The sequence below is a fragment of the Streptomyces sp. QH1-20 genome (assembly GCF_041283565.1).
GTDB classification, from domain to species: Bacteria; Actinomycetota; Actinomycetes; order Streptomycetales; family Streptomycetaceae; genus Streptomyces; species Streptomyces syringius.
In genome coordinates, this window is sequence record NZ_CP166299.1 from 5,112,584 (window position 1) to 5,139,506 (window position 26,923).

At 69.3% G+C, this 26,923-nt stretch carries 20 protein-coding genes; 13 read left to right on the forward strand and 7 right to left on the reverse strand.

The features are described 5' to 3' along the window. Nucleotides 1-290 precede the first annotated feature (290 nt). Together AB8O64_RS23280 and AB8O64_RS23285 are read right to left on the reverse strand one after the other, a co-directional pair. A complete protein-coding gene (locus tag AB8O64_RS23280; protein ID WP_370421132.1) occupies nt 291-1,673 on the reverse strand; it encodes a hypothetical protein in 1,383 nt (460 codons plus the stop codon). Nucleotides 1,674-2,351: 678 nt separating this feature from the next. Beyond that, nucleotides 2,352-2,933, reverse strand: coding sequence for a Uma2 family endonuclease (locus tag AB8O64_RS23285; protein WP_370421134.1), 582 nt, complete (start codon nt 2,931-2,933; stop codon nt 2,352-2,354). 292 nt (nt 2,934-3,225) lie between these two features. On the opposite strand from AB8O64_RS23285, the gene AB8O64_RS23290 reads away from it, so the two are divergent. The 6 genes from AB8O64_RS23290 (at nt 3,226) to AB8O64_RS23315 (ending at nt 10,034) form a co-directional block, all read left to right on the forward strand. Next, nucleotides 3,226-3,978, forward strand: a complete 753-nt coding sequence (locus tag AB8O64_RS23290) for a GntR family transcriptional regulator (protein ID WP_356450453.1) — start codon at nt 3,226-3,228, stop codon at nt 3,976-3,978. Between the two features lie 279 nt (nt 3,979-4,257). Beyond that, nucleotides 4,258-5,925 (forward strand): APC family permease, encoded by a 1,668-nt coding sequence (locus AB8O64_RS23295; protein ID WP_370421136.1) that lies wholly within the window; start codon nt 4,258-4,260, stop codon nt 5,923-5,925. A 193-nt stretch (nt 5,926-6,118) separates the two neighbouring features. Next, nucleotides 6,119-6,298, forward strand: coding sequence for an SPOR domain-containing protein (locus tag AB8O64_RS23300; protein ID WP_130879686.1), 180 nt, complete (start codon nt 6,119-6,121; stop codon nt 6,296-6,298). A 74-nt stretch (nt 6,299-6,372) separates the two neighbouring features. Beyond that, a complete protein-coding gene (locus AB8O64_RS23305; RefSeq protein ID WP_370421138.1) occupies nt 6,373-6,822 on the forward strand; it encodes a (deoxy)nucleoside triphosphate pyrophosphohydrolase in 450 nt (149 codons plus the stop codon). Between the two features lie 87 nt (nt 6,823-6,909). Beyond that, nucleotides 6,910-7,329: an ATP-binding protein gene (locus AB8O64_RS23310; RefSeq protein ID WP_356450148.1), complete on the forward strand. Its 420-nt coding sequence runs from the start codon at nt 6,910-6,912 to the stop codon at nt 7,327-7,329. Between the two features lie 194 nt (nt 7,330-7,523). Beyond that, the gene (locus AB8O64_RS23315) at nt 7,524-10,034 is read left to right on the forward strand and encodes a SpoIIE family protein phosphatase (RefSeq protein WP_370421140.1); all 2,511 of its coding nucleotides are present in this window, start codon (nt 7,524-7,526) and stop codon (nt 10,032-10,034) included. 53 nt (nt 10,035-10,087) lie between these two features. Here the strand turns inward: AB8O64_RS23315 and AB8O64_RS23320 are convergent, their stop codons facing one another. From AB8O64_RS23320 to AB8O64_RS23340, 5 genes are all read right to left on the reverse strand, one after another. Next, nucleotides 10,088-12,073 (reverse strand): TPM domain-containing protein, encoded by a 1,986-nt coding sequence (locus AB8O64_RS23320; protein ID WP_370421141.1) that lies wholly within the window; start codon nt 12,071-12,073, stop codon nt 10,088-10,090. 114 nt (nt 12,074-12,187) lie between these two features. After that, nucleotides 12,188-12,958, reverse strand: coding sequence for a succinate dehydrogenase/fumarate reductase iron-sulfur subunit (locus tag AB8O64_RS23325; protein WP_370421143.1), 771 nt, complete (start codon nt 12,956-12,958; stop codon nt 12,188-12,190). Continuing rightward, entirely contained in the window at nt 12,959-14,905 is a 1,947-nt protein-coding gene (locus AB8O64_RS23330; RefSeq protein WP_370421145.1) for a fumarate reductase/succinate dehydrogenase flavoprotein subunit, read from the reverse strand. It abuts the gene before it with no gap. Nucleotides 14,906-14,921: 16 nt separating this feature from the next. Beyond that, nucleotides 14,922-15,776 carry a hypothetical protein gene (locus tag AB8O64_RS23335; protein ID WP_370421146.1) on the reverse strand — a complete coding sequence of 285 codons (855 nt, stop codon included), beginning with the start codon at nt 15,774-15,776 and terminating at the stop codon, nt 14,922-14,924. 63 nt (nt 15,777-15,839) lie between these two features. Beyond that, on the reverse strand, nt 15,840-16,127 hold the full coding sequence (locus AB8O64_RS23340) for a hypothetical protein (protein ID WP_356450138.1): 288 nt from the start codon (nt 16,125-16,127) through the stop codon (nt 15,840-15,842). Nucleotides 16,128-16,432: 305 nt separating this feature from the next. Here AB8O64_RS23340 and AB8O64_RS23345 point away from each other — a divergent pair, with 305 nt between their 5' ends. The 7 genes from AB8O64_RS23345 to AB8O64_RS23375 all read left to right on the forward strand — a co-directional run bounded on the left by AB8O64_RS23345 (nt 16,433) and on the right by AB8O64_RS23375 (nt 26,810). Continuing rightward, nucleotides 16,433-18,355: an ABC transporter family substrate-binding protein gene (locus tag AB8O64_RS23345; protein WP_370421148.1), complete on the forward strand. Its 1,923-nt coding sequence runs from the start codon at nt 16,433-16,435 to the stop codon at nt 18,353-18,355. Nucleotides 18,356-18,527: 172 nt separating this feature from the next. After that, nucleotides 18,528-20,432 carry a translational GTPase TypA gene (gene typA, locus AB8O64_RS23350; protein WP_356450134.1) on the forward strand — a complete coding sequence of 635 codons (1,905 nt, stop codon included), beginning with the start codon at nt 18,528-18,530 and terminating at the stop codon, nt 20,430-20,432. 496 nt (nt 20,433-20,928) lie between these two features. After that, on the forward strand, nt 20,929-22,566 hold the full coding sequence (locus AB8O64_RS23355) for an ABC transporter substrate-binding protein (protein WP_370421151.1): 1,638 nt from the start codon (nt 20,929-20,931) through the stop codon (nt 22,564-22,566). 137 nt (nt 22,567-22,703) lie between these two features. Then, on the forward strand, nt 22,704-23,630 hold the full coding sequence (locus AB8O64_RS23360) for an ABC transporter permease (RefSeq protein WP_370421152.1): 927 nt from the start codon (nt 22,704-22,706) through the stop codon (nt 23,628-23,630). Continuing rightward, nucleotides 23,623-24,582 carry an ABC transporter permease gene (locus AB8O64_RS23365; RefSeq protein ID WP_356450128.1) on the forward strand — a complete coding sequence of 320 codons (960 nt, stop codon included), beginning with the start codon at nt 23,623-23,625 and terminating at the stop codon, nt 24,580-24,582. Before AB8O64_RS23360 ends, AB8O64_RS23365 begins: the two co-directional genes overlap by 8 nt. Before the next feature lie 13 nt (nt 24,583-24,595). Continuing rightward, nucleotides 24,596-25,654: an ABC transporter ATP-binding protein gene (locus AB8O64_RS23370; protein ID WP_370421154.1), complete on the forward strand. Its 1,059-nt coding sequence runs from the start codon at nt 24,596-24,598 to the stop codon at nt 25,652-25,654. Further along, on the forward strand, nt 25,647-26,810 hold the full coding sequence (locus AB8O64_RS23375) for an ABC transporter ATP-binding protein (RefSeq protein ID WP_370421156.1): 1,164 nt from the start codon (nt 25,647-25,649) through the stop codon (nt 26,808-26,810). Before AB8O64_RS23370 ends, AB8O64_RS23375 begins: the two co-directional genes overlap by 8 nt. The last annotated feature ends 113 nt before the right edge of the window (nt 26,811-26,923 follow it).

Consider the following 26,923-nt stretch of genomic DNA (forward strand, 5'->3'; position numbering starts at 1 on the left):
ATCAGCTGCACATCGACTGAGTGGTCGTCATGGGGACCTGCGAACTCGTCACCGACTGGCTCGTGCTCATCAAAGCTGCACCGTTGCCAGCGAGGCAGATGGCAGTTGGGGCGGGAGCTGATGGTGATGCTCTGCCTGGAGTCGATCCGCGAAGCAACGCTCCTGTTCCGCGGCCCGAACCGGCGCACACCGTAGGCGCGGAGGAGGGCGTGCCGCCGAGGTTTCATCTCCATGACGGCATGCAAGGTCGGGAACCAGGTACTGCCCTCCCCCCACCGTGCAAGGCGCAATCACCACGAGGTGCGTCGATTCCCAGGAGCTATGGAGCTCCCGTGGAGACCGACCGCGACGGACCCCGGGCCGTCAGGTGAAAGAGCGCGGAGGATCAAGTCGATGACGTAGTCGCTGCTGGCACCTCGCGTACCAAGCCATCCGTCCTTGAGGAGCGTGGCGAACGTGGTGTTGTTCAGATACCTGGGCACATCTCCTTCCCGAAGGCGCCTGCCACCACGAGAACCCCGAGCGAGCGGGCTGTCGATCAGCGCCTTGAAATGAGGGCGGGTGAGGTACATGCCGGGGATGAGTGCAGTGGAGCTCATGACGAAGGGCACGTTCCGGCACAGCTTGACCATGCTCGGAGCGGTGACGAGCCGAGGATCCAAGCCGTCGTCGAGTTGTTCGCATTCCTTGTCCACCATCGCCATGCGCTCCAGCTCGCGCTCTGCGGTCGCGTCGTACCGGTATGTCCAGAGGCCACCCGCCTCCTTGCGCATCCTCTTGTACTGGACTGTGGTAAGACTTCCCGTGAACTCGTTCACGTAGATCATGTCGACCCCGGTGACGGTCTCCACGTTGTGGCGGTTGGCGTTGTACACGAAAAGACGATGACCAGACGGTCCGCCGCTGCGACGGTAGATGCGCCACCCCACCTCGATCGCGTCCATGCCAGTCATCCCCGGGAAGCGGTGGTAGTCGTGCACGATCTGTTGGTCCTCGATCTGTCGGAGATCGGGTAGCCCCGCGAGAAATGGAACAGAGCGGGTCTCCAGGACTTCGGACGCAACGGGAGACTGCCAGGACTCGACCACGTCACGCTCCATGCCCGCGGCCTCGAGCAGCATGCCTACGGCATCCTTCTCCAGGTTCAGTTTCTCGCCGACGGCGCCCGCTGGTGGGTGCATCCCAAGGGACTGCTCCAGACCGGAAAGTGTCGAGGCCAGCTCGGGCCGTAGCTGACGTACGCATTCGAGCAGTCGTTGGCCGGCTACTTCCGACATGCGGCCGTCGTCCTGAAGGAACCGCCGGCTTGCTCCCATCGGCATCTCAAGATCCGCGAGTGGGAGCGGCCGAGTGAGCGGGGTGAAATCCCTGGAGAGCAAGGAGCGTTCGTAGGTTCCTGACCGTCTCCCGGGGAAAGCGCCACCGACGCCGATGACAGTGCGCTTGCCGAAATCGGGGTCCCGGTCGGTGAAGAAGGTCAGACACCATCCTCGGGGCTTTCGCCACTCTTTGTACGGGTAGGCGAAGCTCCGCTCGTCTCGCTGAAGCCAGCGTGGTGGGGATTCCGGGAGGCGCTGCAGCATGAGGGTGGTGCAGTGGACCAGGGCGATGGATGTCACGAAAATCTCCCGATGATGAAGCAGTTTGACGTGGTCATTCTCGGGTAAGTCCATTCACGGCACACCCTGTTGTTCAAAAGTGCGACGATGGGTAGTTCGCGAAGTTCAGTACCGGAGAGCGCTGACAGCCGTAGCCCAGTCGTACAGCCGGTCGTCGCGGCCTCCGCAACGGCCAGTGAGCGTGTTCAGCTCCGGCCTAGTGCCCTCCCGGTCGGCCCTCGAAATCGGGCCGTAGAGGTCGGCATGCGTGTCAGCTGGTCTGGTCGATCTGGACGGCAAGGCCTAGTACACGCCTCGCAGCCTGCGGCACTTCCTCGCCTCCACTGCCCTGGCCAACGGCGTGCCGATCCACGAGGTATCGCGCTGGCTGGGCACTCGGTCAAGACCACGGTCGACATCTACGGGCATCTGCTGCCCAGCGCGTGGGACCGTTGCCGGGAAGTTCTGCAGCACACCATGCGGCCTGTCTTCTTGGATGCAACGTCCGTGCCGTCGAAGTGGGCGAGCGCTGGAGTGCTGGCATCTGAGCTGCGTAAGCGGCAGGAGAGGCGTCTGGGCTGCGTGATGCTGGGATGGAACGCCCGTGCTGGGATGGTGCTGGGATAACCCCCGCCAAACCCGCGTTTCGTAGGCGGGAGCTCTGCACTACAGATTCCGCTTCAACGTCTGATTGCGAACGCATACGTGAGAAGGGGTCGTACTCCTGGGAGTGCGGCCCCTTCTCACGTCGATTCATACGCCCTTGCGCGGCGTGAGCTTGTCGAGATCGAGGCTGATCTCGAAAGGCAGCTCACGGTGGAGGGCGTGGCGGAAGATCCCCGCCGGGGCGTAGGCGCCGGTCGGCTCGTCCAGCTCGTAGACATGGACGACAGGCGCGCCGTCCTCGTCCTCGATGCACCAGTAGTGCGGGATCCCGGCCTGCGCGTATTTGCGCAGCTTCACCGTGCGGTCGCGGTGCGCGGACTCAGGGGAGACCACTTCGACCACGAGCTGGACGTCCTTCGGGGGGAACCAGGTGCGGTCAGGGTCGAAAGGGGTGGTGGCCACCAGGAGGTCGGGCTCGGGGCGGTTGCGTTCGTCGAGCCGGATGGCCGCCTCCCGGCCGACTGCGAGTCCTTCCGGTACCTGCTCCATGAGGGCGACCGCCAGCACGGTGACGAGGCGGCCGTGCCATGCCCGCTGCGGCGGCATCCTGAAGACGAGGGCCCCGTGGATCAGCTCGGTGTGGCGCGGCGCTTCCGGCAGGCGGTCCAGATCCTCCGCGAACCATCCCTCGGGACGGGGCGGGATCATCCAGTCGGGCAGGGCGGTCATGGCTCCACCGTAGCGAGCTGTCGGACGTCCGGTCAGTGGATCTCTGCGACGTCATTCCTCGGCTCCCGCACCCCCGACCCCGCCCCGCGCGGGGTCACGCTCCGTATCCGGGCGTTCCGCGGGGTATGAGGGGATGTGCCCCGGGGCAGTGCTGCGTGCATGTGCGTGCGTCGCCCGATCACGCGCCGCTGAGCTGCAATTCACCACATCTAGTGAATCCTTGGCCTTGAGTTGCGGATCACAACCATCGGTTGCCAAGCTGTTGCGGACTGTCAACTTGATGGGAGTGGACGTGGCCTTCGGTGACCAGCCCGCATATCTCCGCGTCGCCGGTGATCTTCGCCAGAAGATCGTCGCAGGCGAGTTGCCGCCGCATACCCGACTCCCCTCACAAGCGCGCATCCGCGAGCAGTACGGGGTCTCGGACACCGTCGCCCTGGAGGCCCGCAAGGTGCTGATGGCCGAGGGGCTGGTCGAGGGCCGGTCCGGGTCGGGGACGTATGTGCGGGAGCAGCCCGTGCCGCGCGCGCTCGTGCGGACGGGGTACCGGTCGGTGGGGGATTCCACGCCGTTCCGGCAGGAGCAGGCCGACGACCGGGTCAAGGGGACCTGGGAGTCGCGCAGTGAGCAGGTGGCGGCCGGTGCCGAGGTGGCGCGGCGGCTGCGGATCGCGGTCGGTGACCGGGTGATGCGCACGGGCTATCTCTTCCGGGCCGCGGGGGAGCCGGCCATGCTCTCCACCTCCTGGGAGCCGCTGGCCGTCACCGGGCGGACGCCCGTGATGCTGCCCGAGGAGGGGCCGCTGGCGGGCAAGGGAGTGGTCGAGCGGATGGCCGCCATCGATCTGATCGTGGACAACGTCACCGAGGAGGTCAGCGCGCGCCCCGGGCTGGCCGAGGAGGCGCTGGCGCTCGGCGGGGTGCCCGGTCACTGCGTGCTGGTCGTCTCGCGCACGTATCTCGCGGGGGGCTGTCCGGTCGAGACGGCGGACATCGTCATGCTTGCCGAGCGGCACCGGGTCGCTTACCACCTGCCGGTGAAGTGAAGATGACGTGAAGGTGACGCCGCCGTCTCGATAGCGATTCGGAGGCGGCGGCGGAGAGTTGACGTCCGGAAATGTGCCCTACGTCGGCTTGCGCCCATGGAAGAATATGCGCACTTTGGCCCATCTTGTCCTGATTCGGCGAGGTGGATCTTTGTGTTGCAAACCTCACATACGCCCAGGTCAGAGCGTTTTTGCGGAACGGACCGTGCCAATTCGCTCGTACGATGGCGCGGTTTGTGTCGTGCCGTGGGGGAGTAGGAAGAAAAGGAGATCCGGGGCTTGAGTACCGAACAGGGTTCCCACTCGAATTACCGCCGGAGCTTGGGCACGGCGGCCCTGACGGCCGTCGGTCTCGGGTCGATCATCGGCTCCGGTTGGCTCTTCGGAGCCGAGCGAGCCGCCGCGCTGGCCGGTCCGGCCGCGATCCTCGCCTGGGTCATCGGCGCCATCGTGGCGCTGACCATAGCCCTGACGTACACCGAGCTCGGCTCGATGTTCCCGAAGGCCGGCGGCATGGTGCGTTTCGGCCAGTACTCGCACGGCTCGCTCGCCGGGTACATGGCCGCCTGGGCCAACTGGATCGCCATCGTCTCCGTCATTCCCGGCGAGGCGACCGCGTCCATCCAGTACATGAGCTCGTGGGACTTCGACTGGGCGCAGGGTCTGTTCGACGGCAAGGAGCTCACCGGCTCCGGTCTGGTGTGCGCCAGCGTCCTGGTGGTCTTCTACTTCTTCCTGAACTGGTTCGCGATCACCCTGTTCGCCAAGACGAACAACGCGATCACCGTGTTCAAGGTCGTCGTGCCGGTGCTCACGGCGGGCGCGCTGATCTTCGCCCACTTCGACACGAGCAACGTCACCGACCACGGCGGGTTCGCGCCGAACGGCTGGAGCGCCGTCTTCAGCGCCGTCGCCGTCGCGGGCATCGTCTGGGCCTTCAACGGCTTCCAGTCCCCGCTGAACATGGCCGCCGAGGCCCGTAACCCGGGCAAGTCGCTGCCGAAGGCCGTCATCGGCTCCATCCTGATCGCCCTGGTGATCTACATCGCCCTCCAGGTCGCGTTCCTGATGGCCGTCCCGGCCCAGGACCTCACTGCGGCCGGCGGCTGGAACGCGCTGGGCTACAAGTCCCCGCTCGCGGACCTCTCCATCGCCTGGGGTCTGAACTGGCTGGCGCTGCTGCTCTACGCGGACGCCTTCGTCTCCCCGTCCGGCACCGGCATGATCTACGCGGCCACCACCTCGCGCATGATCAACGGTGTCCAGGAGAACGGCCACCTGCCCAAGGTCTTCGGCAAGGTCGACCCCAAGACCGGTGTGCCGAAGCCGGCGCTGCTGCTCAACCTCGTGATCTCCTTCATCTTCCTGGCCGTCTTCCGCGGCTGGGGCTCGATAGCAGAGATCGTCGGTGTGGCCACGGTCATCTCGTACATCACCGGCCCCGTCGCCGTGATGTCGCTGCGCCGCATCGCGCCCGGCATGAAGCGCCCGGTCAAGCTGAAGGCCATGCCGGTCATCGCGCCGATAGCGATGATCTTCGGCTCCCTGGTCATGTACTGGGCGCGCTGGCCGCTGACCGGCAAGGTCATCTTCATCATGGCCATCGGTCTGCCGATCTGGGCCTGGTACGAGCTCCGCAAGCCGTGGGCCGAGCTCAAGCCGCACCTGAAGGCCGGTGCCTGGATGGTCACCTACCTGCTGGTCATGGCCTTCGTGTCGTGGGCCGGTGGCACCGAGTTCGGTGGCAAGGGCTACCTCGCCCAGGGCTGGGACATCGTCGTGGTCTGCCTGATCGCCCTCGTCTTCTACGCGTGGGGCGTGCGCAGCGCCTGGCGCAACCCCACCCTGGTGGAGGTCGAGAAGGAGATGACGGTCATGGCCGAGGCCGAGGAGCGCGAAGAGGCGGAACTCGCCAAGGCGGCCGAGAAGGAGGCGGCGAAGGCGTAGCCTTCCCGTTGCCGAACGCTGATTTGGCCACCCACGGTCGCCCGTGGGTGGCCAAATGCGTACCTCTTCGTGAAAACCCGTATCCGCTGCGTAAAGGTCGGGCGTACGCTCGGGCATATGCGGACTGCGGTTTCTTCGGAAGGCGCCGACGGGCGTACGCCGGTGTGCGACGCCACAGCGGAAGGGCGGGACGATGAATGAGACTGGACCGGTCCTGCCCTGGCTGGTGATCCGCCAGGACGAGAACGGCAACCGCTATCGCGTCGGCCGCTACGCCACGAAGACCGAGGCCGAGAAGGTGGCCGACCGGCTGGACACCCACGGTCACCCCCAGCTCTACATAGTCGAGCGCGTGGGGCGGGCGGTCTCTTAAGGGCTCGTCCAAGGGCACGTCGCGCGCGGTCTCCCGGAACGCGCGGGTGCTCCCGTGGCACATAGGCTCCGCCCATGACGACGGTACGTGTGGTGGTGGGCGGAGCGGTCTTCGACCAAGGGCGGCTGCTCGCCGCGCGGCGCAGCGCCCCGCCCGAGCTGGCAGGCCGGTGGGAGCTGCCCGGTGGCAAGCTCGAACCCGGCGAGAGCGCCCCGGAGGCGCTCGTACGGGAGCTGCGCGAGGAGCTCGGCGTCGAGGTCGAGCCGCTCGCGCGCATCGACGGTGAGTGGCCCCTGAAGCCGCCGTATGTGCTCCACGTCTGGACGGCCCGGCTGCTGGCGGGCGAGGCCCGCCCGCTCCAGGACCACGACGAGCTGCGCTGGCTCCCCCCGGACCGGGTGGACGAGGTCGACTGGTTGGACCAGGACCGCCCCGCGGTGGCCGCCGCCGCTCGGTTGCTCACCGCTGGAGTGACCGATTCCGATACGCCATCCGTGCCACAGGAGACGGTCCGGGACCACTGAGGAAGATAGTCAGACCCCAGATCCGGGTATGTGCTGATTATTCTCCCCTAATCCGGGCATACCGGTGGGGTCGCAGCGGTCTGGGAAGTGGTCGGCGTGAGCGACAGCGCAGGGACCTTGGCATCCACGCCCGGATTCGCCGAGTGGAGCTTCCCCGCCGAGCCGGGCGCCGTACGGACCGCCCGCACCCTGGTGCGCGACACCCTGGAGGAGTGGGGGATGGCGGGCGTCACCGATGTGACGGTCCTGCTGGTCAGCGAGCTGGTCACCAATTCCCTGCGGTACGCGAGCGGCCCGATCGGCGTACGGATGTACTCGCACGCCGGCCCGGTGCTCCTCGTCGAGGTCTCCGACCCGCTGCCCGACCCGCCCCGCGAGCGCGTCGCCGAACCCGACGACGAGGGCGGCCGCGGACTGCAACTGGTGGCCCTCGCCTCCCGCCGCTGGGGGACCCGTCGCGGGAACACCGGCAAAACGGTGTGGTTCGAGCTGGGCTTGCCCGGTTAGGAACCCGGGGAGGAGACATAGCGGGTTGAGACCGTGCTGTGATCGTGAAGTCCGTGTTCCGAAGGGCCCCTGTGCTGGATACTCGGCCTTCTGATGCCGGTGCGAGCACATGAGCCGGAGGGGACGGGCACGTGAGCGAAAAGCCAGCGGGTACGGCGGGAGCGGGAACGCCGGGGGAAACGGACGCCGCAGCGATGTGGCAGAACAGTCCGCCCGGATCCCTCTACGACTACATTCGCGTGGCGTCCTTCTCCCTCGGGCCCGACGGGCGGATCGAGCAATGGAGCGAGCGCGCGGCCGAGCTCTTCGGCATAGAGGCCCGGCAGGCCGTCGGCAAGGACCCGCTCGAAGTGTTCGCCCCCGCCGTGCCGGGTCAACGGCGGGGGACCGGCGCCCCCTTCCTGGGCGAGGGCGGCCTCGACGGCCGCGAGTGGACGGGCCTCGTGCCCTACCGGCGCGAGGGCCAGGAGCAGGGCCTCGCCGAGATCTATGTGATGCCCACCGAGAACGAGCACGGTGAGCGGGCCGCGCTCTGTGTGGCCGTTGATGTACGGGCCCTACGGGCGATAGAGACCGACATCGCCGCGTCGGAGGCCGTTTTCGGCCAATCTCCCCTCGGCTTCTTCTTCTTCGGTACGGATTTGACGCTCCTTCGGGTCAACGAGAGCTTCGCCCAGACCTTCGGCCGCCCGGCCGGCTGGCACCGCGGCCGCACCCCGCACGACTTCCTGCCCCGCAACGAGGCCGACCGGCTGACCTCCGCGCTGCGCCAAGTCCTCGACAGCGGCAAGCCGGTGTCGGACATTCAGCTCGTCGGGCCCGTGCCCGGGCGCAGTGAGCGACGCCGCTGGTCGGTGTCGCTGTACCGGCTGCACAGCGGCAGCGGACGGCCGATCGGGGTGGCCGCGCTGGCCACGGACGTCACCGGCCGCCGCCGCGCGGAGCGCGAGGCCGCGGGCGTCCGGCGGAATCTGGCGCTGCTCAACGAGGCCGGCGCGCGGATCGGCAACTCCCTGGACCTGGAGACCACGGCGCGTGAGCTCCTCGACGTCGCCGTCCCGCAGTTCTGCGATCTGGCCTCCGTCGACCTCTACCAGGGCCTGCTCGTCGGTGACGAGGCGCCGCCCGGCCTCGCCGACGGCAGCGGCGAGTTGCGGCGCGTCGCGTACGCCAGCGCGGTGTCCGGGGCACCGGTCGACGGGACGGACAAGCCCATCCAGGTCGGCGAGGTGCACCGCTACCCCTTCCACTCGCCGTGTGCCGGGGCGCTGCGGACCGCGCACGTCCAGACCGTTCCGCGCCGGGAGAGCGAGGAGGGGCCGGAGCTGGGGGCGGTCGTGCAGTCGACCCTGGTCGTGCCGATGGTCGCCCGGGACACGGTCGTGGGGCTGGTGCAGTTCGCCCGGACGAAGGGCAGCGAGCCGTTCGGCGAGCGGGACACCGCGCTGGCCGTGGAGCTGGCGGCGCGCGCGGCGGTCTGTATCGACAACGCGTGGCTGTACCGGCGCGAGCACGAGCGGGCGCTGATCCTTCAGCGCAGCCTGCTGCCGCCCGGGGCCCCTGAGGCGGCCGGGCTGGAGATCGCCGCCCGCTATCTCCCCGGCAATACGGCCACCGAGGTCGGCGGCGACTGGTTCGACGTCATCGAGTTGCCCGGGCACCGCACGGCCCTCGTCGTCGGCGACGTCATGGGGCGCGGTCTGCGGGCCGCCGTCGCCATGGGCGAGCTGCGGACGGCCGTACGGACCCTCGCCATGCTCGACCTGGAGCCCGCCGAGGTGCTCTCCGCGCTGGACGAGATCGCCCACGGTCTGGGCACGCCCGGCGGCAAGCAGTCCGCCTCGCGCGGGGTGCGGGGCAGCGTGCGCGCCGCGGATCTCTCCGAGGTGTATCTGGCGACGTGCGTCTACGCCGTGTACGACCCCGTGACGAGGCGGGCCACGGTCGCCAACGCCGGGCATCTGCCGCCGGTGCTGGTCGAGGAGGGCCGGCCGGCCCGGCTGCTGGACGTCCTGCCGGGCATGCCGCTCGGTGTCGGGGGCGAGCCGTTCGAGGAGACCGAGATCGAGCTGCCGGACGGCGCGCTGCTGGCCCTCTACACCGACGGCCTGGTCGAGTCCCGTGACCACCCCCTCGACGAGGGCCTCCAGGCCTTCCGCGACGCCCTCACCGACCCGACCCGCCCGCTGGAGGAGGTGTGCGACCACGTGCTGAGCGCACTGGACACCCACCACGGCGAGGACGACATCGCGCTCCTCATGGCGCGGCTGCGGGGGCTGCCCGAGACCCATGTGGGCGACTGGACGCTCCCGCCCGAGGCCCGCTCGGTGTCGCGGGCCCGCGAGATGGCCCGCGACATGCTGCAGGCGTGGGACCTCGAAGATCTGGTGGACACCACCGAGCTGCTGGTCAGCGAGCTGGTCACGAACGCCCTGCGGTACGGGGAGGGGGAGATCCGGCTCCGGCTGCTGCTGGACCGCACCCTGGTGTGCGAGGTGTGGGACGGCGGTCTCGTCCAGCCGCGCCGCCGCCGGGCCCGTGACACGGACGAGGGCGGCCGGGGCCTCCAGCTCGTCGGCCTCCTCAGCGCGGCCTGGGGCAGCCGTCGCACCCCGATCGGCAAGACGGTCTGGTTCGAACTCGCCCTCCCGGACGGCGAATCCCCGCCGCCGGACGCGGTGGAGGCACTGCTGAGCCTGTACTGAAAACACCTGTACCGAAACACCTGTACTTGAAAACAACCGCCTCCCGCGCCGCCTCAGCCCGCCAGCCGCCCCCGGGTCGCCCCGCCGCCGAAGGAGGCGGGGAGGAGGCCCGCGAGGATGATGCCGCCGAGGAGGGCCCCGCCCAGGGCGCGGGTGGGGCGGGGGGTCTGCGGATCGTAGGGGGTGCCGTAGCTGCCGACGTCGTGTTCGGCGAGGGCCCGGGCCTGGCGGGCCAGGGAGTCCGCCTCCCCCGTCTCGTGCAGGGCGGCGGCTCCGTCCGTGGCGGCCAGGGACTCGGCCAGGCCCAGATGGCGCTCGGCCTCGGCCAGCCGGGTGCGGGCGCGGCTGCCGATCGCGCCCCGGTGGGTGCTGATGAAGTCCCGTGCCGCCGCCACCTCGCCCCGCGTGGCCGGCATCGCCCGCGCGAGTCGTGCCCGTCGGCGCTGCTCCCTCAGGCCCGGCGGCATCCCGGAGACCGCGTCGAGCAGTGCCGCCGCCTCCTCGACCCGGCGCAGCAGGGTCCCGGGGTCGTAGCGCCCGGTCGCCATCTCCCGTTCCGCCTCGGTCGGCACCTCGGCGGCCCGTGCGGTCTGCCGGTCGAGGTCCGCCGTTCCCGGGACCGGGGCGGCCTTGGCGTCGGCCAGGGCGGCGCGCAGCCGTGCGGTCGCCCCGGTGAGTTCGTTGGCACGCCGCAGCACGGCGGTGGCGAGGGTGCGGGCCTGGGACAGGGCGGCCTCGGCGGCCCGCAGGGAGATCGCCGCCCGGTCGCCGTCACGGGCGGCCAGGGCGTCGCGGGCCTCGGTGAGGGCGGCGGTGGCGAAGGCGAGACGGTCTCGGGCCTCGGCGGGATGGCGGGCGACGGTGTCGATCGCGCTGTCGGCGCAGCGCTGGGTGAGGGCGGCGAGTGCGGCCTCGGCGGCGTCGAGGCGGGGCGTGAGGGCCTTGGCGGCGGCCTCGGCCCGGGCGAGTATCCCGGCGCCGTTGACCTTGATGTCGCGCAGCCGGTCGAAGGACTCGGACTCGGCGTCGAGGCGCCGGTTGGCGCTGGTGCAGCGGGAGCAGATCTCGTCCAGCGCGTGGCGGCGGATCTCCTCCTCCTCGTACGGGTTGTCGTCCAGCCACTGCCGCAGCCGGAAGGCGTCGGCCAGCTCGCTCCGCGCGTAGGCCACGGCCTCGGCGAACGGGCGGGTCACCGCGACTCCCAACTGGGCTCTGGCGAAGAGGAGTTCCTCGGCGCTGGTACGGACCGCGTCGTCCGTCCCGACGAGGTTCCGCGCGGCCTCCGCCTCCAGCTCCGGCAGCGGGGTCAGCGGTTGGGCCATTCGGGCGAGGCCGGGCGGGGTGCTCGTGGCGAGGACCTGCGGCCGCCGGTCGGCGCGGCGGCGGGCCGCGCGCCGGGAGCAGACGTACAACCCGGCCAGGCAGGCCCCGGCGGCCAGGACCGTCGGCAGCCACACCCGGTGGTTGCCGGGGACGAGGCCGCCGCCGGGGTCGCTGTCGCCGGGGACGATGACGGGCGCCCGTACCCGCTCCCCGCGCAGCACGGCCCGGTAGCCGTCCGCGGCGCCGATGGCTGCGCCCGCCCAGTCGTGGCCCTTGACGGCGGGGGCGATGGCGGTGTCGGCGACCTCGGAGAGCTGGTCCTGGCGGAAGCCGGAGTCCGTGGCGGCCGAGACGGCGTAGCGGCGCACATGGGTGCCGACGGCGAGCAGCACATCGCGCGGGCCGAGGCCGTTGCGGTCGGCGGTGGCGTCCGCCCAGTCGTGGCCGTCGCGGCCGGAGAAGTCGCGCACGTAGGTCACGTACAGCCGCATCCGGTGCTCGGCGTGCAGCCGGCTCAGAGCGGCTTCGACCTGGTGGCGGCGCTGGCCGAGGGCGCCGACGGTGTCGGTGATCCGCCCCGGGGAGTCCAGGTCGAGAGGGGTGTCGGCGCGTGCGGACGCCATCGGCGGGAGCAGCAGGACGCACAGCGCGAGGAGGGCACCGACGACGGCCCAGCCTGCCGCCCTCGGCCCGTCCCGCCTCGAAAGCTGCGTCACATTTCGGAGCGTATGGCCGTATCGTTCGGCCCGCTACCGGGAGGTCCGGGCCGTCCACGGACCGTGGCGGGGCCGGGTGAGCGGGGCGGCACCCGCCCCGCTCACCCGGCTCCCTCAGGCCTCGCGCCGGCGGATCTTGTTCCCGAGCCAGACCAGTGGGTCGTACTTGCGGTCCACCGCCCGCTCCTTCAGCGGGATCAGCGCATTGTCGGTGATCTTGATGTGCTCGGGGCAGACCTCCGTGCAGCACTTGGTGATGTTGCAGTAGCCGAGCCCGTGCTCGTCCTGCGCCGTCCGCTTGCGGTCGAGGCCGACCTCCGTCGCCGCGTCCAGGGGGTGCATGTCCAGCTCGGCGACGCGCATCAGGAAGCGCGGCCCGGCGAAGGCGGTCTTGTTCTCCTCGTGGTCACGCACCACATGACACGTGTCCTGGCACAGGAAGCACTCGATGCACTTGCGGAACTCCTGTGAGCGGTTCACGTCCTCCTGCCGCATCCGGTACTCGCCCGGCGCCAGCTTCGCCGGCGGCACGAACGACGGGATCTCCCGCGCCTTGGCGTAGTTGAAGGACACGTCCGTGACCAGGTCCCGGACCACGGGGAACGCCCGCAGCGGGGTGACCGTGATCGTCTCCGTCCGGTCGAAGACCGACATCCGCGTCATGCACAGCAGCCGCGGCCTGCCGTTGATCTCGGCGCTGCAGGAACCGCACTTGCCCGCCTTGCAGTTCCAGCGCACGGCCAGGTCCGGGGCCTGGGTGGCCTGGATGCGGTGGATGATGTCCAGGACGACCTCGCCGTCATTGACCTCCACCGTGAAGTCGGCCGGTCCGCCGCCCTCCGCGTCGCCCCGCCACACCTTGAAGTGGGCCTTGTACGAGCTCACTCAGGTCAGCTCCTCGTCCGTCAGGTACTTCGCCAACTCGTCCTTCTCGAACAGCCCGAGCAGATCCGGGCGGATCGGCCGGGTCTCCCGGTGCTCCAGCCGGATCCGGCCGAGCGCCGGGTCACCGGCCGGGTCGCCCGGGCCGCCGGAGAGCCGGCACACGAGATTGACCCGGCGCCAGCGCCGCTCCATGTCCGGGTAGTCGTCGCGGGTGTGCCCGCCGCGGCTCTCCCGGCGCTCCAGGGCCGCCCGCGCCACGCACTCGCTGACCAGCAGCATGTTCCGCAGATCGATGGCCAGGTGCCAGCCGGGGTTGAACTGCCGGTGCCCCTCGACCCCGGCGCGCCCGGCCCGGTCCCGCAGCTGCGCCAGCTTCTCCAGCGCCTGCCGCATCTCGGCCTCCCGCCGGATGATGCCGACGAGGTCGTTCATCGTCTGCTGGAGTTCCTGGTGCAGGGTGTACGGATTCTCCGGCGGGCGGCCCGGCTCGGTGCCCGGCGGGGAGCCCTCCGCGCTGAAGGGGCGCAGCGCCTCCGCCTCGGCGAGGTCGATGTCGGACCCGCCGGGTGCGGGGCGGTCCGCGCTCGCGTACCCGGTGGCGTACTGCGCCGCGTGCAGTCCCGCGCGGCGGCCGAAGACCAGCAGATCGGAGAGGGAATTACCGCCGAGCCGGTTGGAGCCGTGCATGCCGCCCGCGACCTCGCCCGCCGCGAACAGCCCCGGGACGCCGACGGCGGCCGTGGTGTCCGGATCGACGTCTACGCCGCCCATCACGTAGTGGCAGGTGGGGCCGACCTCCATGGGCTCGGCCGTGATGTCCACGTCCGCCAGCTCCTTGAACTGGTGGTGCATGGAAGGCAGCTTGCGCTTGATGACCTCGGCGGGCAGCCGGGTCGACACGTCCAGGAACACCCCGCCGTGCGGTGACCCCCGCCCGGCCTTGACCTCGGAGTTGATCGCGCGGGCCACCTCGTCACGGGGCAGCAGCTCGGGGGGCCGGCGGTTGTTCGCCTGGTCCTCGTACCAGCGGTCGCCCTCCTCCTCGGACTGGGCGTACTTCTCCTTGAAGACGTCCGGCACGTAGTCGAACATGAAGCGCTTGCCGTCGCTGTTGCGCAGCACACCGCCGTCGCCGCGGACCGATTCGGTGACCAGGATGCCCTTCACCGACGGCGGCCAGACCATCCCGGTGGGATGGAACTGCACGAACTCCATGTTGACCAGCGACGCCCCGGCGAGCAGCGCCAGCGCGTGCCCGTCGCCGGTGTACTCCCAGGAATTGGACGTCACCTTGAAGGACTTGCCGATACCGCCCGTGGCCAGGACCACCGAGGGCGCCTCCATGACGAAGAAGCGCCCGGACTCCCGCTCGTAGCCGAAGACGCCCGAGACCCGCTCGCCGCCCTCCTCCTTCAGCACCCGGGTGACCGTGCACTCCTGGAAGACCTTCAGCCGTGCCTCGTGATCGCCGAACTCCCGCTCGTCCTCCTGCTGGAGCGAGACGATCTTCTGCTGGAGGGTGCGGATCAGCTCCAGGCCCGTGCGGTCGCCGACGTGCGCGAGCCGGGGGAACTCATGGCCGCCGAAGTTGCGCTGGGAGATCCGCCCGTCGGGCGTGCGGTCGAAGAGCGCGCCCCAGGTCTCGAGCTCCCAGACCCGGTCGGGGGCCTCCTGCGCGTGCAGCTCCGCCATCCGCCACTGGTTGAGGAACTTCCCGCCGCGCATCGTGTCGCGGAAGTGGACCTGCCAGTTGTCGCCCGCGTTGACGTTGCCCATGCTGGCGGCGATGCCGCCCTCGGCCATCACCGTATGGGCCTTGCCGAAGAGCGATTTGCAGATGACGGCCGTCCGCGCGCCCTGCTCGCGTGCCTCGATCGCCGCGCGCAGGCCGGCGCCGCCCGCGCCGACCACGACGACGTCCCAGGACTGCCGGTCGACTTGCGTCATCAGATGTGTCCCTCTCCTAGAAGAAGCGCGGATCGTCGAAGGCGCCCGTGGCGAGCAGATAGACGTAGAAGTCGGCCACCGCCACGCTGATCAGGGAGGCCCAGGCGAGCAGCGCGTGCCGTGCGTTGAGCTTCGAGACCCAGCCCCACATGCGGTAGCGGACGGGGTGCTTGGAGAAGTGCTTGAGCCGGCCGCCGACGATGTGCCGGCAGGAGTGGCAGGAGAGGGTGTACGCCCAGATCAGCGCGACGTTGACGAGCAGGATCAGGGTGCCCAGGCCCATGTGGCCCCACGCGTAGTGCTCGTCACGGAAGCCGAGCACGGTGTCGTAGGTGAGGATCCCGGCGACCAGCACCGCGAAGTAGAAGAAGTAGCGGTGGACGTTCTGGAGGATCAGCGGCAGACGGGTCTCACCGCTGTACGTCCGGTGCGGCTCGGCGACGGCGCAGGCGGGCGGCGAGGCCCAGAAGCCCCGGTAGTACGCCTTGCGGTAGTAGTAGCAGGTCAGCCGGAAGCCGAGGGGGAAGATCAGGATCAGCAGGGCGGGGGACAGGCCCCACCACGCACCGAAGATCTCCCAGTTGGGGCCGCCGCGCATCGGCACGCAGTTCTCCGCCAGACAGGGCGAGTAGAACGGCGAGACGTAGGGCGCCGCGTAGTAGTCGGTGTCGGCGAAGGCGCGCCAGGTGGAGTAGACGATGAAGGCGAACAGCCCGGCGGCCGTGCCGGCGGGCTGCAGCCACCAGCGGTCACGGCGCAGATGGCGGGCCGGGATCGCGGCGCGCGAGGGATGGTGGACGCCGCCGCGCGCGCGGTCACCGTCGGTGACGGCGGGGGCCGCGTCGGTTTCGGGCTCGGTACCAGTGGCCAAGGGGGACTCCGGGGAGGAGCGAGGGGTGGTCGGTGCCTTCCGTGCCGGGATGGACCGCGGCCGTCAGGGCGCGCGCCGGTCGCGGGCCCCGAGGCCCTCGTCGTCCTCGGCGTTGGCCCACAGCGAGGCGTCGTACGGGGTGTCGGGGATCGTCACCTTCTCCACGGGCGGCCGCTCGGCCGGCCGGGAGCCGCGCAGCAGCGCGAAGCTCTCGCGCAGATGGTTCGCGTCGGTGCGTACCCGTCGCATGTCCAGGCCGCTGGCGTCCAGGTCCTTCTCCAGCAGCCCGAGCGAGCGGTCGAGATCATCCAAAGAGCGCTGAACGGCCGTCAAGTCGTCATTCAAGGACATGATTTGCCCTCACTTCCGCGGTCGGCGGTCGGCTGTTGCGGGTGGAGACGCTGATGCGACTGAGAGTGTCGCGCGTCACAGCCCTCCAGGGGAAGATAGCCGCCCCGATCGGCCCTTCGCGGGACCATTCGCCGTGCGACCGCCCTTCGCCGAGCCGTTCGACCAGGCGAGTGGCGTGTTCGCCGTCGGCGCCGTGTCGGCCCGGCTTCCCGCGGACCGTCGCCTTCAGTGGTGGGCAGTAGATGCGATCAGCGGCGCATTACGCCGAATGAACGATCCCGGCCCAGTCCGGCGGAGGTATCACCATGGCCCCCCTCTCGACCCGCCCCCGGTCCCGTCCCCGCCGCTCCGTCGTTCTGCTCGCGGGCATGCTGCTCCCGCTGCCCGTGCTCGGCGGCTGCGGAGTGGGGGACAGGGACGACGACCGGGCGGGAGCGCCGCGGGACATCGCCGCGCTCCCGCCCGCCCAGACCGCCGGGGGTGGCACGCTGAACTGGGCCGTGGACGCCCTGCCCGGCACCCTGAACGCCTTCCAGGCCGACGCGGACGACGCCACCCAGCGGGTCGCGGGGGCCGTACTGCCCGCCCTGTTCACCATGGACGAGCGGGGGCGCCCGCAGCGCGACGGGGACTTCCTGAGATCGGCGGAGGTCGTCCAGCGCGAGCCCCGGCAGGTCGTCGTCTACAAGCTCAACCCCAGGGCGGTGTGGAGCGACGGGCGGGCGATCGGGGTCGAGGACTTCGAGGCGCAGTGGAAGGCCCTGCGCGGCAAGGACAGCGCGTACTGGACGGCCCGGAACGCGGGCTACGACCGGATCGACCGCGTCGAGCGCGGTGCGGACGCCCACGAGGTCAAGGTCACCTTCGCGAAGCCCTACGCCGACTGGCCCGCGCTCTTCACCCCTCTGTACCCCAAGAGCGTCATGGGCAACGGCAATGCCTTCAACGACGGCGCCCGCAATGATCTGAAGATCGTCGCGGGCCCCTTCAAGGTGGGCGCGCGGGACAACAAGCAGGGCACGCTCGTCCTCGAACGGAACCCGAAGTGGTGGGGCGACCGGGCGCGGCTGGACAAGCTCGTCCTGCGGGCCGTGCCGCGCGGGGAGCGGGCCGACGCGCTCGCCAAGGGCCTGCTCGACCTGGCCGACATCACCCCGGCGGACGCCACCCGGATCGCCCTGGCCAACAATCCGCCGAAGAAGGACACGGCGGCGTCCAAGGGCAAGCCCGCCCTGGACGACCCGCCCCGGGACGCCGCGACCGCCGGGCTGCGCAAGGTGACCGTCCGCAAGTCCCTGGAGCCCGCCTACACCCAGCTCGCGCTCAACGGCTCCACCGGCCCGCTCGCCGACGAGCGGGTGCGCAAGGCCGTGGCCCGGGCCATCGACCGCAGGAAGCTGGCCGAGTCCGTGCTGGGCCCCCTGGGGCTGCCCGCCGAGCCGCTCGGCAGCCATGTGCTGCTGGCCGGCCAGGACGGCTACGAGGACAACAGCGACGCCATCGGCGGCAAGGACCCCGGGGCGGCCCGGTCGCTGCTGGCCGACGCGGGCTGGCGGGAGAAGGGGGCGGCACGCGGCACGAAGGTTCCCGGCAACCCGGCCGACGCGGCCGGGAAGGACACGGCCGGTAAGAAGGAGGACCCGAAGAGCAACCGGGACGGCGGCAAGGCGGCCCCCGCCCCGGCCCGGATCAAGGACGGCAAGAAGCTCACCCTGCGCTTCATGGTGCCGGACGGCGCCGGGACCGAGCCCCTGCACCAGGTCGCCGACGGCATCGCCCGGCAGCTGGCCGCGGTCGGCGTCGACACGAAGATCTCCAAGGTCGACGGCGGCAGCTACTTCAAGGACCACATCGCGGCCGGCGACTACGACATGGCCCTCTACTCCTGGCCCGCCACCGCCTTCCCGGCCACCGACGCCCGCCCGGTCTTCGCCAAGCCGCAGCCCGCCGCCGACGGCTCGCTGCTGGTGGAGCAGAACTACACCCGGGTCGGTACGGACCAGATCGACCAGCTCTTCGACCAGGCCTCCACCGAGCTGGACGCCGACGCCTCCCGTGATCTGATCGCCCGCGCCGACGCCCGGATCTGGGCCGCGGCCGGGTCGATCCCCCTCTTCCAGCGCCCCGAGCTGACGGGGGTCCGCAAGACGGTGGTCAACGCCGGCGCCTTCGGCCTCGCCACTCCCCGGTACCAGGACCTCGGTTTCCGGGGACAAGCGGCTGGGTAGATAGCTTCTTTCCCCGAGTAACCCCAGGTCAGAGGTACTGCGAGCGGGCTGGGGAGGCTGTACTCGGCTCGGCCCCGTACCATGGAGAGTGGCCGTGGCGTGTTCTGCCCGGCGGGCTCGCGTACCGGACCGTACGCGACGCCATCCTCAACCCGGGAGAAGCGCCGCAAGTATGCCCACCCGCCACGACATTCGTAACGTCGCCATCGTCGCCCACGTCGACCACGGCAAGACGACCATCGTCGACGCCATGCTCAAGCAGGCCGGCGCCTTCGCCGCGCACGCCGCCGAGTCCCTCGACGACCGCATGATGGACAGCAACGACCTGGAGCGTGAGAAGGGCATCACGATCCTGGCCAAGAACACGGCGGTCAAGTACCACCCGAAGGACGGTGGCGACCCGATCACGATCAACATCATCGACACCCCCGGTCACGCCGACTTCGGTGGCGAGGTCGAGCGTGGTCTGTCGATGGTGGACGCGGTCGTGCTGCTGGTCGACGCCTCCGAGGGCCCGCTGCCGCAGACCCGCTTCGTGCTGCGCAAGGCGCTGGCCAAGCGGCTGCCCGTCATCCTGTGCATCAACAAGACGGACCGCCCGGACTCCCGCATCGACGAGGTCGTCAACGAGACGTACGACCTCTTCCTCGACCTGGACGCCGACGAGGACCAGATCGAGTTCCCGATCGTCTACGCCTGTGGCCGTGACGGCATCGCCTCGCTGACCAAGCCGGAGGACGGCACCGTCCCCGCCGACAGCGAGAACCTGGAGCCGTTCTTCTCCACCATCCTGGAGCACGTCCCGGCCCCGACGTACGAGGAGGAGGCGCCGCTCCAGGCGCACGTCACCAACCTCGACGCCGACAACTTCCTCGGCCGTATCGCGCTGCTCCGCGTCGAGCAGGGCGAGCTGCGCAAGGGCCAGACCGTCGCGTGGATCAAGCGTGACGGCACGGTCTCCAACGTCCGCATCACCGAGCTGATGATGACCGAGGCCCTCACCCGCAAGCCCGCCGAGGTGGCCGGCCCGGGTGACATCTGCGCCGTCGCCGGTATCCCCGACATCATGATCGGCGAGACCCTGGCCGACCCGGAGAACCCGATCGCGCTGCCGCTGATCACGGTCGACGAGCCCGCGATCTCCATGACGATCGGCACCAACACCTCGCCGCTGGTCGGCCGCGGTGGCACGGGCAAGGGCGCGGACGCCAAGTCCGCGGTCAAGGACCGCAAGGTCACCGCCCGCCAGGTCAAGGACCGTCTGGACCGCGAGCTGATCGGTAACGTCTCGCTGCGCGTCCTGGACACCGAGCGCCCCGACGCCTGGGAGGTGCAGGGCCGCGGTGAGCTGGCGCTGGCCATCCTGGTCGAGCAGATGCGCCGCGAGGGCTTCGAGATGACCATCGGCAAGCCGCAGGTCGTCACCAAGCAGGTCGACGGCAAGACCTACGAGCCGGTCGAGCGCCTCACGGTCGACGTGCCCGAGGAGCACATGGGCGCGGTCACGCAGCTCATGGGCACCCGCAAGGGCCGCATGGACAACATGTCCAACCACGGCTCCGGCTGGGTCCGCATGGAGTTCGTCGTCCCGTCCCGTGGCCTCATCGGCTTCCGTACGGAGTTCCTGACGAACACCCGCGGTACCGGTATCGCCCACTCCATCCACGAGGGCCACGAGCCGTGGTTCGGCGAGCTGAAGACCCGTAACAACGGCTCCCTGGTCGCCGACCGCGCCGGCGCCGTCACCGCCTTCGCGATGACGAACCTCCAGGAGCGCGGTGTGCTCTTCACCGACCCGGGCACCGAGGTGTACGAGGGCATGATCGTCGGCGAGAACTCGCGCGCCGACGACATGGACGTCAACATCACCAAGGAGAAGAAGCTCACCAACATGCGCTCCTCCTCCGCCGACTCCTTCGAGGCGATCGTCCCGCCGCGCAAGCTGTCGCTGGAGCAGTCCCTGGAGTTCTGCCGCGACGACGAGTGCGTCGAGGTGACCCCGGAGGCGGTCCGCATCCGCAAGGTCGTCCTGGACCAGAAGGAGCGCGGCCGCACGGCTTCGCGCGCCAAGCGCTGACGCTTCGTGAGCCACGCCCGGTCCGGCCGGGTGAGCTGATCTGACCCGAGGCCCGGGACCCCGCTGTTCGTAGCGGTGGTCCCGGGCCTCTGGCATGCTCGGGGTCCGGTTGGCAACGGATGGCATGCCCGGGGGCCGGATGGCAACGGATTATCCGTCAGGTTTACCCCTCCGTACGTCCGGTGAGCGGACGGGAAAATCCGTAACTCGTGTTAACAGTCCGTTTCGCGTGTGTCTGTCTGTGATCACTTTGTCCGGATTTAAAGCCTCCGGAGGTGATCGATGTGACCAAAGCGAGACCCTTTAAGTGTGGTTTACAAGGCGGACCTACTTAATAGTTGGGTTCACTGAGCTCGGGTCAACGGGTCACGCGCTGTGGGGAGCGCCGACTCACGAGCACACTCGGGGTGCCGGTTCCGTCTCCGCTGTCAGGGGTGTCAGCGTGGGGCCGGTGCCTCTCTTGTAGTGATAAGTGGACTCCTGAGGAGGCATTCCCATGCGCGGTGCCAAGAGCGCCAAGTGGGTCACGGGCGCGATAGTCGTGGCCATGGCTGCGACCGCCTGCGGCGGCGACAAGAGCGACAGCGGAAGCGGTCTGACCGATGGCAAGGTCGACCCGAACGGCACGCTGGTCATTCAGACCAGTGAGCCGCAGAACCCGCTGCAGCCCGCCAACGCCAAGGAGAGCCAGGGCCACCGCGTCCTGAAGAGCCTCTTCTCCGGCCTGGTGACCTACGAACCCGGCACCGGCAAGATCAAGAACATCAACGCCGAGTCCGTCACCTCCTCGGACGCCAAGCACTGGACCGTCAAGCTCAAGCCGGGCTGGAAGTTCCACAACGGTGAGCCCGTGACCGCCAAGTCCTATGTGGACTCCTGGAACTGGTCGGCCAACACCAAGAACAACCAGATCAACTCGCAGTGGTTCTCCGACATCGAGGGCTACGACGACGTCCACCCGGCCGAGGGTGACCCGAAGTCCGACAAGATGTCGGGCCTCAAGGTCGTCAGCGACACCGAGTTCACCATCGCGCTGAAGTCGAAGGTCTCGTACTTCAACTACAAGCTCGGCTACTCGGTCTGGTACCCGCTGCCCGACGCGTTCTTCAAGAACCCCAAGGAGTACGGCCAGAAGCCCGTCGGCAACGGCCCGTACAAGTTCGAGTCCTGGGACCACAACGACAAGATCGTTGTGAAGCGCTTCGACGGCTACCAGGGCCCGGACAAGGCGAAGAACGGCGGCATCACCTTCAAGAACTACACGACCGCCGACGCCGCCTACAACGACCTGCGGTCGAACAACCTCGACTGGGTCGAGCAGATCCCCGACACCTCGCTGACGAACTACAAGCAGGACCTCGGCGACCGGGCGATCACCAACGAGTACTCGGCGATCCAGGACATCGCGTTCGCCTTCTACACCGACCAGTGGAAGAGCATCAACCCGAAGGTCCTCACCGGCCTGTCGATGGCGATCGACCGCGACACCATCACCAAGACCACGCTGCACGGCTCCCGCGTCCCGGCGACCAGCTTCGTCGCCAAGGGCGTCATCGGCTACCAGGCCAACTCCTGTGGCGAGGCCTGCACGTTCAACCCCGAGAAGGCCAAGCAGTACATCAAGGACGGCGGCGGCGTCCCCGGCAACAAGATCTCCATCCAGTACAACGCCGACCAGCCGCACAAGACCTGGGTCGACGCGGTGTGCAACAGCATCCGCAAGTCCACCGGTATCGAGTGCGTCGGCGACTCCAAGCCGAACTTCAAGGCCGACCTCGACCAGCGTGAGAAGAAGCAGGTCAAGTCGATGTACCGGTCCGGCTGGGTGCTGGACTACCCGGTCAACGCCAACTTCCTGCGTGACCTCTACGGCTCCAAGGCCGACGGCAACCAGGGCGCCTACGAGAACAAGGAGTTCGACGAGCTGGCCGCCAAGGCCGACCAGGCGAACACCCTCGACGAGACCGTGAAGCTCTACCAGGAGGCTGAGAAGACCCTGGCCAAGAAGCTCCCGGTCATCCCGCTCTGGTACTACGCGACCAACGCCGGTCAGTCCACGAAGGTCTACGGCAAGATGCCGTACGGCCAGGACGGTGACCCCATCCTCACCGACGTTCAGGTGAAGCAGAAGTAACCCAGGGACAACCGTTGAGGCCGGTGCCGCCGCATACGTCGGCGGCACCGGCGCACCCGCGAGCGTTAGCGCCATCCTCCTCCACCCGCAGGGGCACATGCGTCCGACGCCGCGGATGCGACTGACATGGAGGCGACATGGGGCGCTACGTCGCGAGGCGACTGCTCCAGATGATCCCGGTGTTCATCGGGACCACTCTGCTGATCTTTCTCATGGTGCATGTGCTGCCCGGCGACCCGATCAAGGCGCTGTGGGGCGACAAGGCGGCGGACCCCGCCCAGGTCGCGGTGCTGCGCCATAAGTTCGGGCTCGACCTGCCCTTGTGGCAGCAATACACCAATTACATGGCCGACCTCTTCCAGGGGAAGTTCGGCGAGACCTTCGGCGGCCGTCAGGTCTCCGACCTCATGGCGGAGTCCTTCCCGGTCACCATCCGGCTGGCGCTCGTCGCGTTCGTCATCGAGGTGATCCTCGGCATCACCCTCGGCGTCTTCGCCGGGCTCAAGGCCGGCAAGGCCGTCGACACCGCCGTACTGATCTTCACCCTGCTGGTGATCTCGGTGCCCGTCTTCGTCCTCGGCTACATCTTCCAGACGGTCTTCGCGACCGAACTCGGGTGGGTGACGCCGAGCGTCCAGGACTCCGAGGACTTCACCCAACTCATCCTCCCGGGCGCTGTGCTGGGCTCCCTGTCGCTGGCCTACGTGGCGCGGCTGACCCGCACCACCATCAGTGAGAACGTCCGCTCCGACTACATGCGCACCGCGCTCGCCAAGGGCCTGCCCCGGCGCCGCATCGTGGGTGTGCACCTGCTGCGCAACTCGCTGATCCCCGTCGTCACCTTCCTCGGTACGGACATCGGCGCCCTCATGGGCGGCGCGATCGTCACCGAGGGCATCTTCAATGTGCAGGGCATCGGCATGCAGCTGTACCGGGCGGTCAGCCAGGGCGAGGGCACGACCACCGTCGGGATCGTCACCGTCCTGGTCATCGTCTTCCTGTTCACCAGCCTGATCGTCGACCTGCTCTACGCGGTCCTGGACCCGAGGATCCGGTATGCCTGACGTGACCAAGACCCCGGCCGCCTCCGACACCGTCCTCACCTCGGACGAGACGGTCGCGGCGAACGTGCCCGCGGTGCCCGCCACCGGCAAGCCGCGCAGCCTGTGGAGCGACGCCTGGCAGCAGCTGCGCCGCAACCCCCTCTTCGTCATCTCCGCGCTGCTGATCGTGCTGCTGCTGGTGATGGCGATCGCCCCGACGCTCTTCACCAGCGTGGACCCGCGCAGCGGCGATCTGACGAACCACTTCATGTCCAAGCCGGAGTGGGGCCACGTCTTCTCGCCCGAGTGGTTCGGCTACGACAAGCAGGGCCGCAGCATCTACGCGCGTGTCATCTACGGCGCCCGCGCCTCGATCAGCGTCGGCGTGCTCGTCACCCTCGCGGTCACGCTCCTCGGCGGACTGATCGGCATGCTCGCCGGCTACTACGGCGGCTGGATCGACTCGGTGCTCTCCCGCTTCACCGACATCTTCTTCGGCATCCCCTTCTTCCTCGGCGCCATGGTCATCCTGACCTCGTTCACCGACCGGGAGCTGTGGGTGGTGGCCGGGTCCATGGCCTTCCTCGGCTGGACACAGATCGCCCGCGTCATGCGCGGTTCGGTGATCACCACCAAGCAGTCCGACTATGTGACGGCCGCGCGCGCGCTCGGCGCGGGCACCGGGCGGATCCTGTTCCGGCACATCCTGCCGAACGCGATCGCCCCCGTCATCGTCGTCGCCACGATCGCCCTGGGTGGCTACATCGCCGCCGAGGCCACGCTCTCGTACCTCGGTCTCGGCCTCGCCGACCCGACGATCTCGTGGGGCATCGACATCTCGGACGCCAAGGACGCACTGCGGGACGCCCCGCACGTCATGTTCTTCCCCGCCGGCATGCTCTGCCTCACGGTGCTCGCGTTCATCATGCTCGGCGACGCGGTGCGCGACGCCCTCGACCCCAAGCTGCGCTGAGGGAGGCGTAACCGTGACCACTCTTGAGAAGACCGCGAACGTCCCCGAACCCCGTTCGGCCGACGACGCGAGCACTCCGCTGCTCGAAGTCCGCGACCTGCACGTGGAGTTCCACACCCGCGAGGGTGTCGCCAAGGCGGTCAACGGTGTGAACTACACCGTCGACTCCGGTGAGACCCTGGCCGTGCTCGGCGAGTCCGGCTCGGGCAAGTCCGTGACCGCGCAGGCGATCATGGGCATCCTCGACATGCCGCCCGGCAAGATCCCGCAGGGCCAGATCCTCTACCGCGGCCAGGACATGCTCACCATGTCCGGCGAGGAGCGGCGGCAGATCCGCGGCCGGAAGATCGCCATGATCTTCCAGGACGCGCTGTCCTCGCTCAACCCCGTCCTCAGCGTCGGCTACCAGCTCGGCGAGATGTACCGGGTGCACCAGGGCCTGTCCAAGAAGGACGCCAAGGTCAAGGCGATCGAGCTGATGGACCGCGTGCGCATCCCGGCCGCCAAGGAGCGGGTGGGCGACTACCCGCACCAGTTCTCGGGCGGTATGCGTCAGCGCATCATGATCGCGATGGCGCTGGCCCTGGAGCCGGACCTGATCATCGCGGACGAGCCGACGACGGCCCTGGACGTGACGGTGCAGGCCCAGGTCATGGACCTGCTCGCCGAGCTCCAGCGCGAGTTCAACATGGGCCTGATCCTCATCACCCACGACCTCGGTGTCGTCGCGGACGTCGCCGACAAGATCGCGGTGATGTACGCGGGCCGGATCGTCGAGACCGCGCCGGTGCACGAGCTGTACAAGCGCCCCGCGCACCCGTACACCCGTGGTCTGCTCGACTCGATCCCGCGCCTGGACCAGAAGGGCCAGGAGCTCTTCGCGATCAAGGGCCTGCCGCCCAACCTGACGCGGATCCCCGCCGGTTGTGCCTTCAACCCGCGCTGCGTCAAGGCGCAGGACGTCTGCCACACCGACGTCCCGCAGCTGCACCAGGTCACGGAGCCGGACGGCGCGGCGATGCCGGGCCGCGGCAGCGCGTGCCACTTCTGGAAGGAGACGATCCATGGCTGAGCCCAGCAGCGAGTCCGGCAAGAAGGGCGAGGCCGTGGCCGACGCGACGCCGAACGTCACCGAGGTGGTGCACACCGACGCCAGCACCACCGCCGAGGTCGAGGCCGTCCTCGACGCCCCGGTCGAGCGCGGCGAGCCGATCCTCCAGGTCCGCAACCTCGTCAAGCACTTCCCGCTGACGCAGGGCATCCTCTTCCGCCGGCAGGTCGGCGCGGTCAAGGCGGTCGACGGGATCTCCTTCGACCTCTACCAGGGCGAGACCCTCGGCATCGTCGGCGAGTCCGGCTGTGGCAAGTCCACGGTCGCCAAGCTGCTGATGACGCTGGAGACCGCCACGTCGGGCGAGGTCTTCTACAAGGGCCAGGACATCACCAAGCTGTCCGGGCGCGCCCTGAAGGCCGTGCGCCGCAACATCCAGATGGTCTTCCAGGACCCGTACACCTCGCTCAACCCCCGTATGACGGTGGGCGACATCATCGGCGAGCCCTACGAGATCCACCCCGAGGTGGCCCCGAAGGGCGACCGGCGTCGCAAGGTCCAGGAACTCCTGGACGTCGTGGGCCTGAACCCGGAGTACATCAACCGGTATCCGCACCAGTTCTCCGGCGGTCAGCGGCAGCGCATCGGCATCGCGCGCGGCCTGGCGCTCAACCCCGAGATCATCATCTGCGACGAGCCCGTCTCGGCGCTGGACGTCTCCGTCCAGGCACAGGTCATCAACCTGATGGGGAAGCTGCAGGACGAGTTCAACCTCTCCTACCTCTTCATCGCGCACGACCTGTCCATCGTGCGGCACATCTCCGACCGGGTCGGCGTGATGTACCTCGGCAAGATGGCCGAGATCGGCACGGACACGGAGATCTACGAGCACCCGACGCACCCCTACACCCAGGCGCTGCTGTCGGCCGTCCCGGTCCCCGACCCCGACGCCCGCGAGCGCCGGGAGCGGATCATCCTGACCGGCGACGTGCCCTCCCCGGCGAACCCGCCGTCGGGCTGCCGCTTCCGCACCCGCTGCTGGAAGGCCGAGGACCGCTGCGCGGAGGAGACCCCGCTGCTGGCGATCCCCGAGGTCTTCGCGGGCAAGAAGACCCCGGCGGCGCATGAGTCCGCGTGCCACTTCGCGGAGGAGAAGCAGGTGGTGGGCGTGGCGTAGTCGCTCACGCTCGGCGTTCGGCTGTGGCGGGGGCTCTTTCCGGAGGTGATGTCCGGGGGGAGCCCCCGCTTTGTCGTTGCGCGGGACGGTGCGTTCCGGACTCACCGGGATAA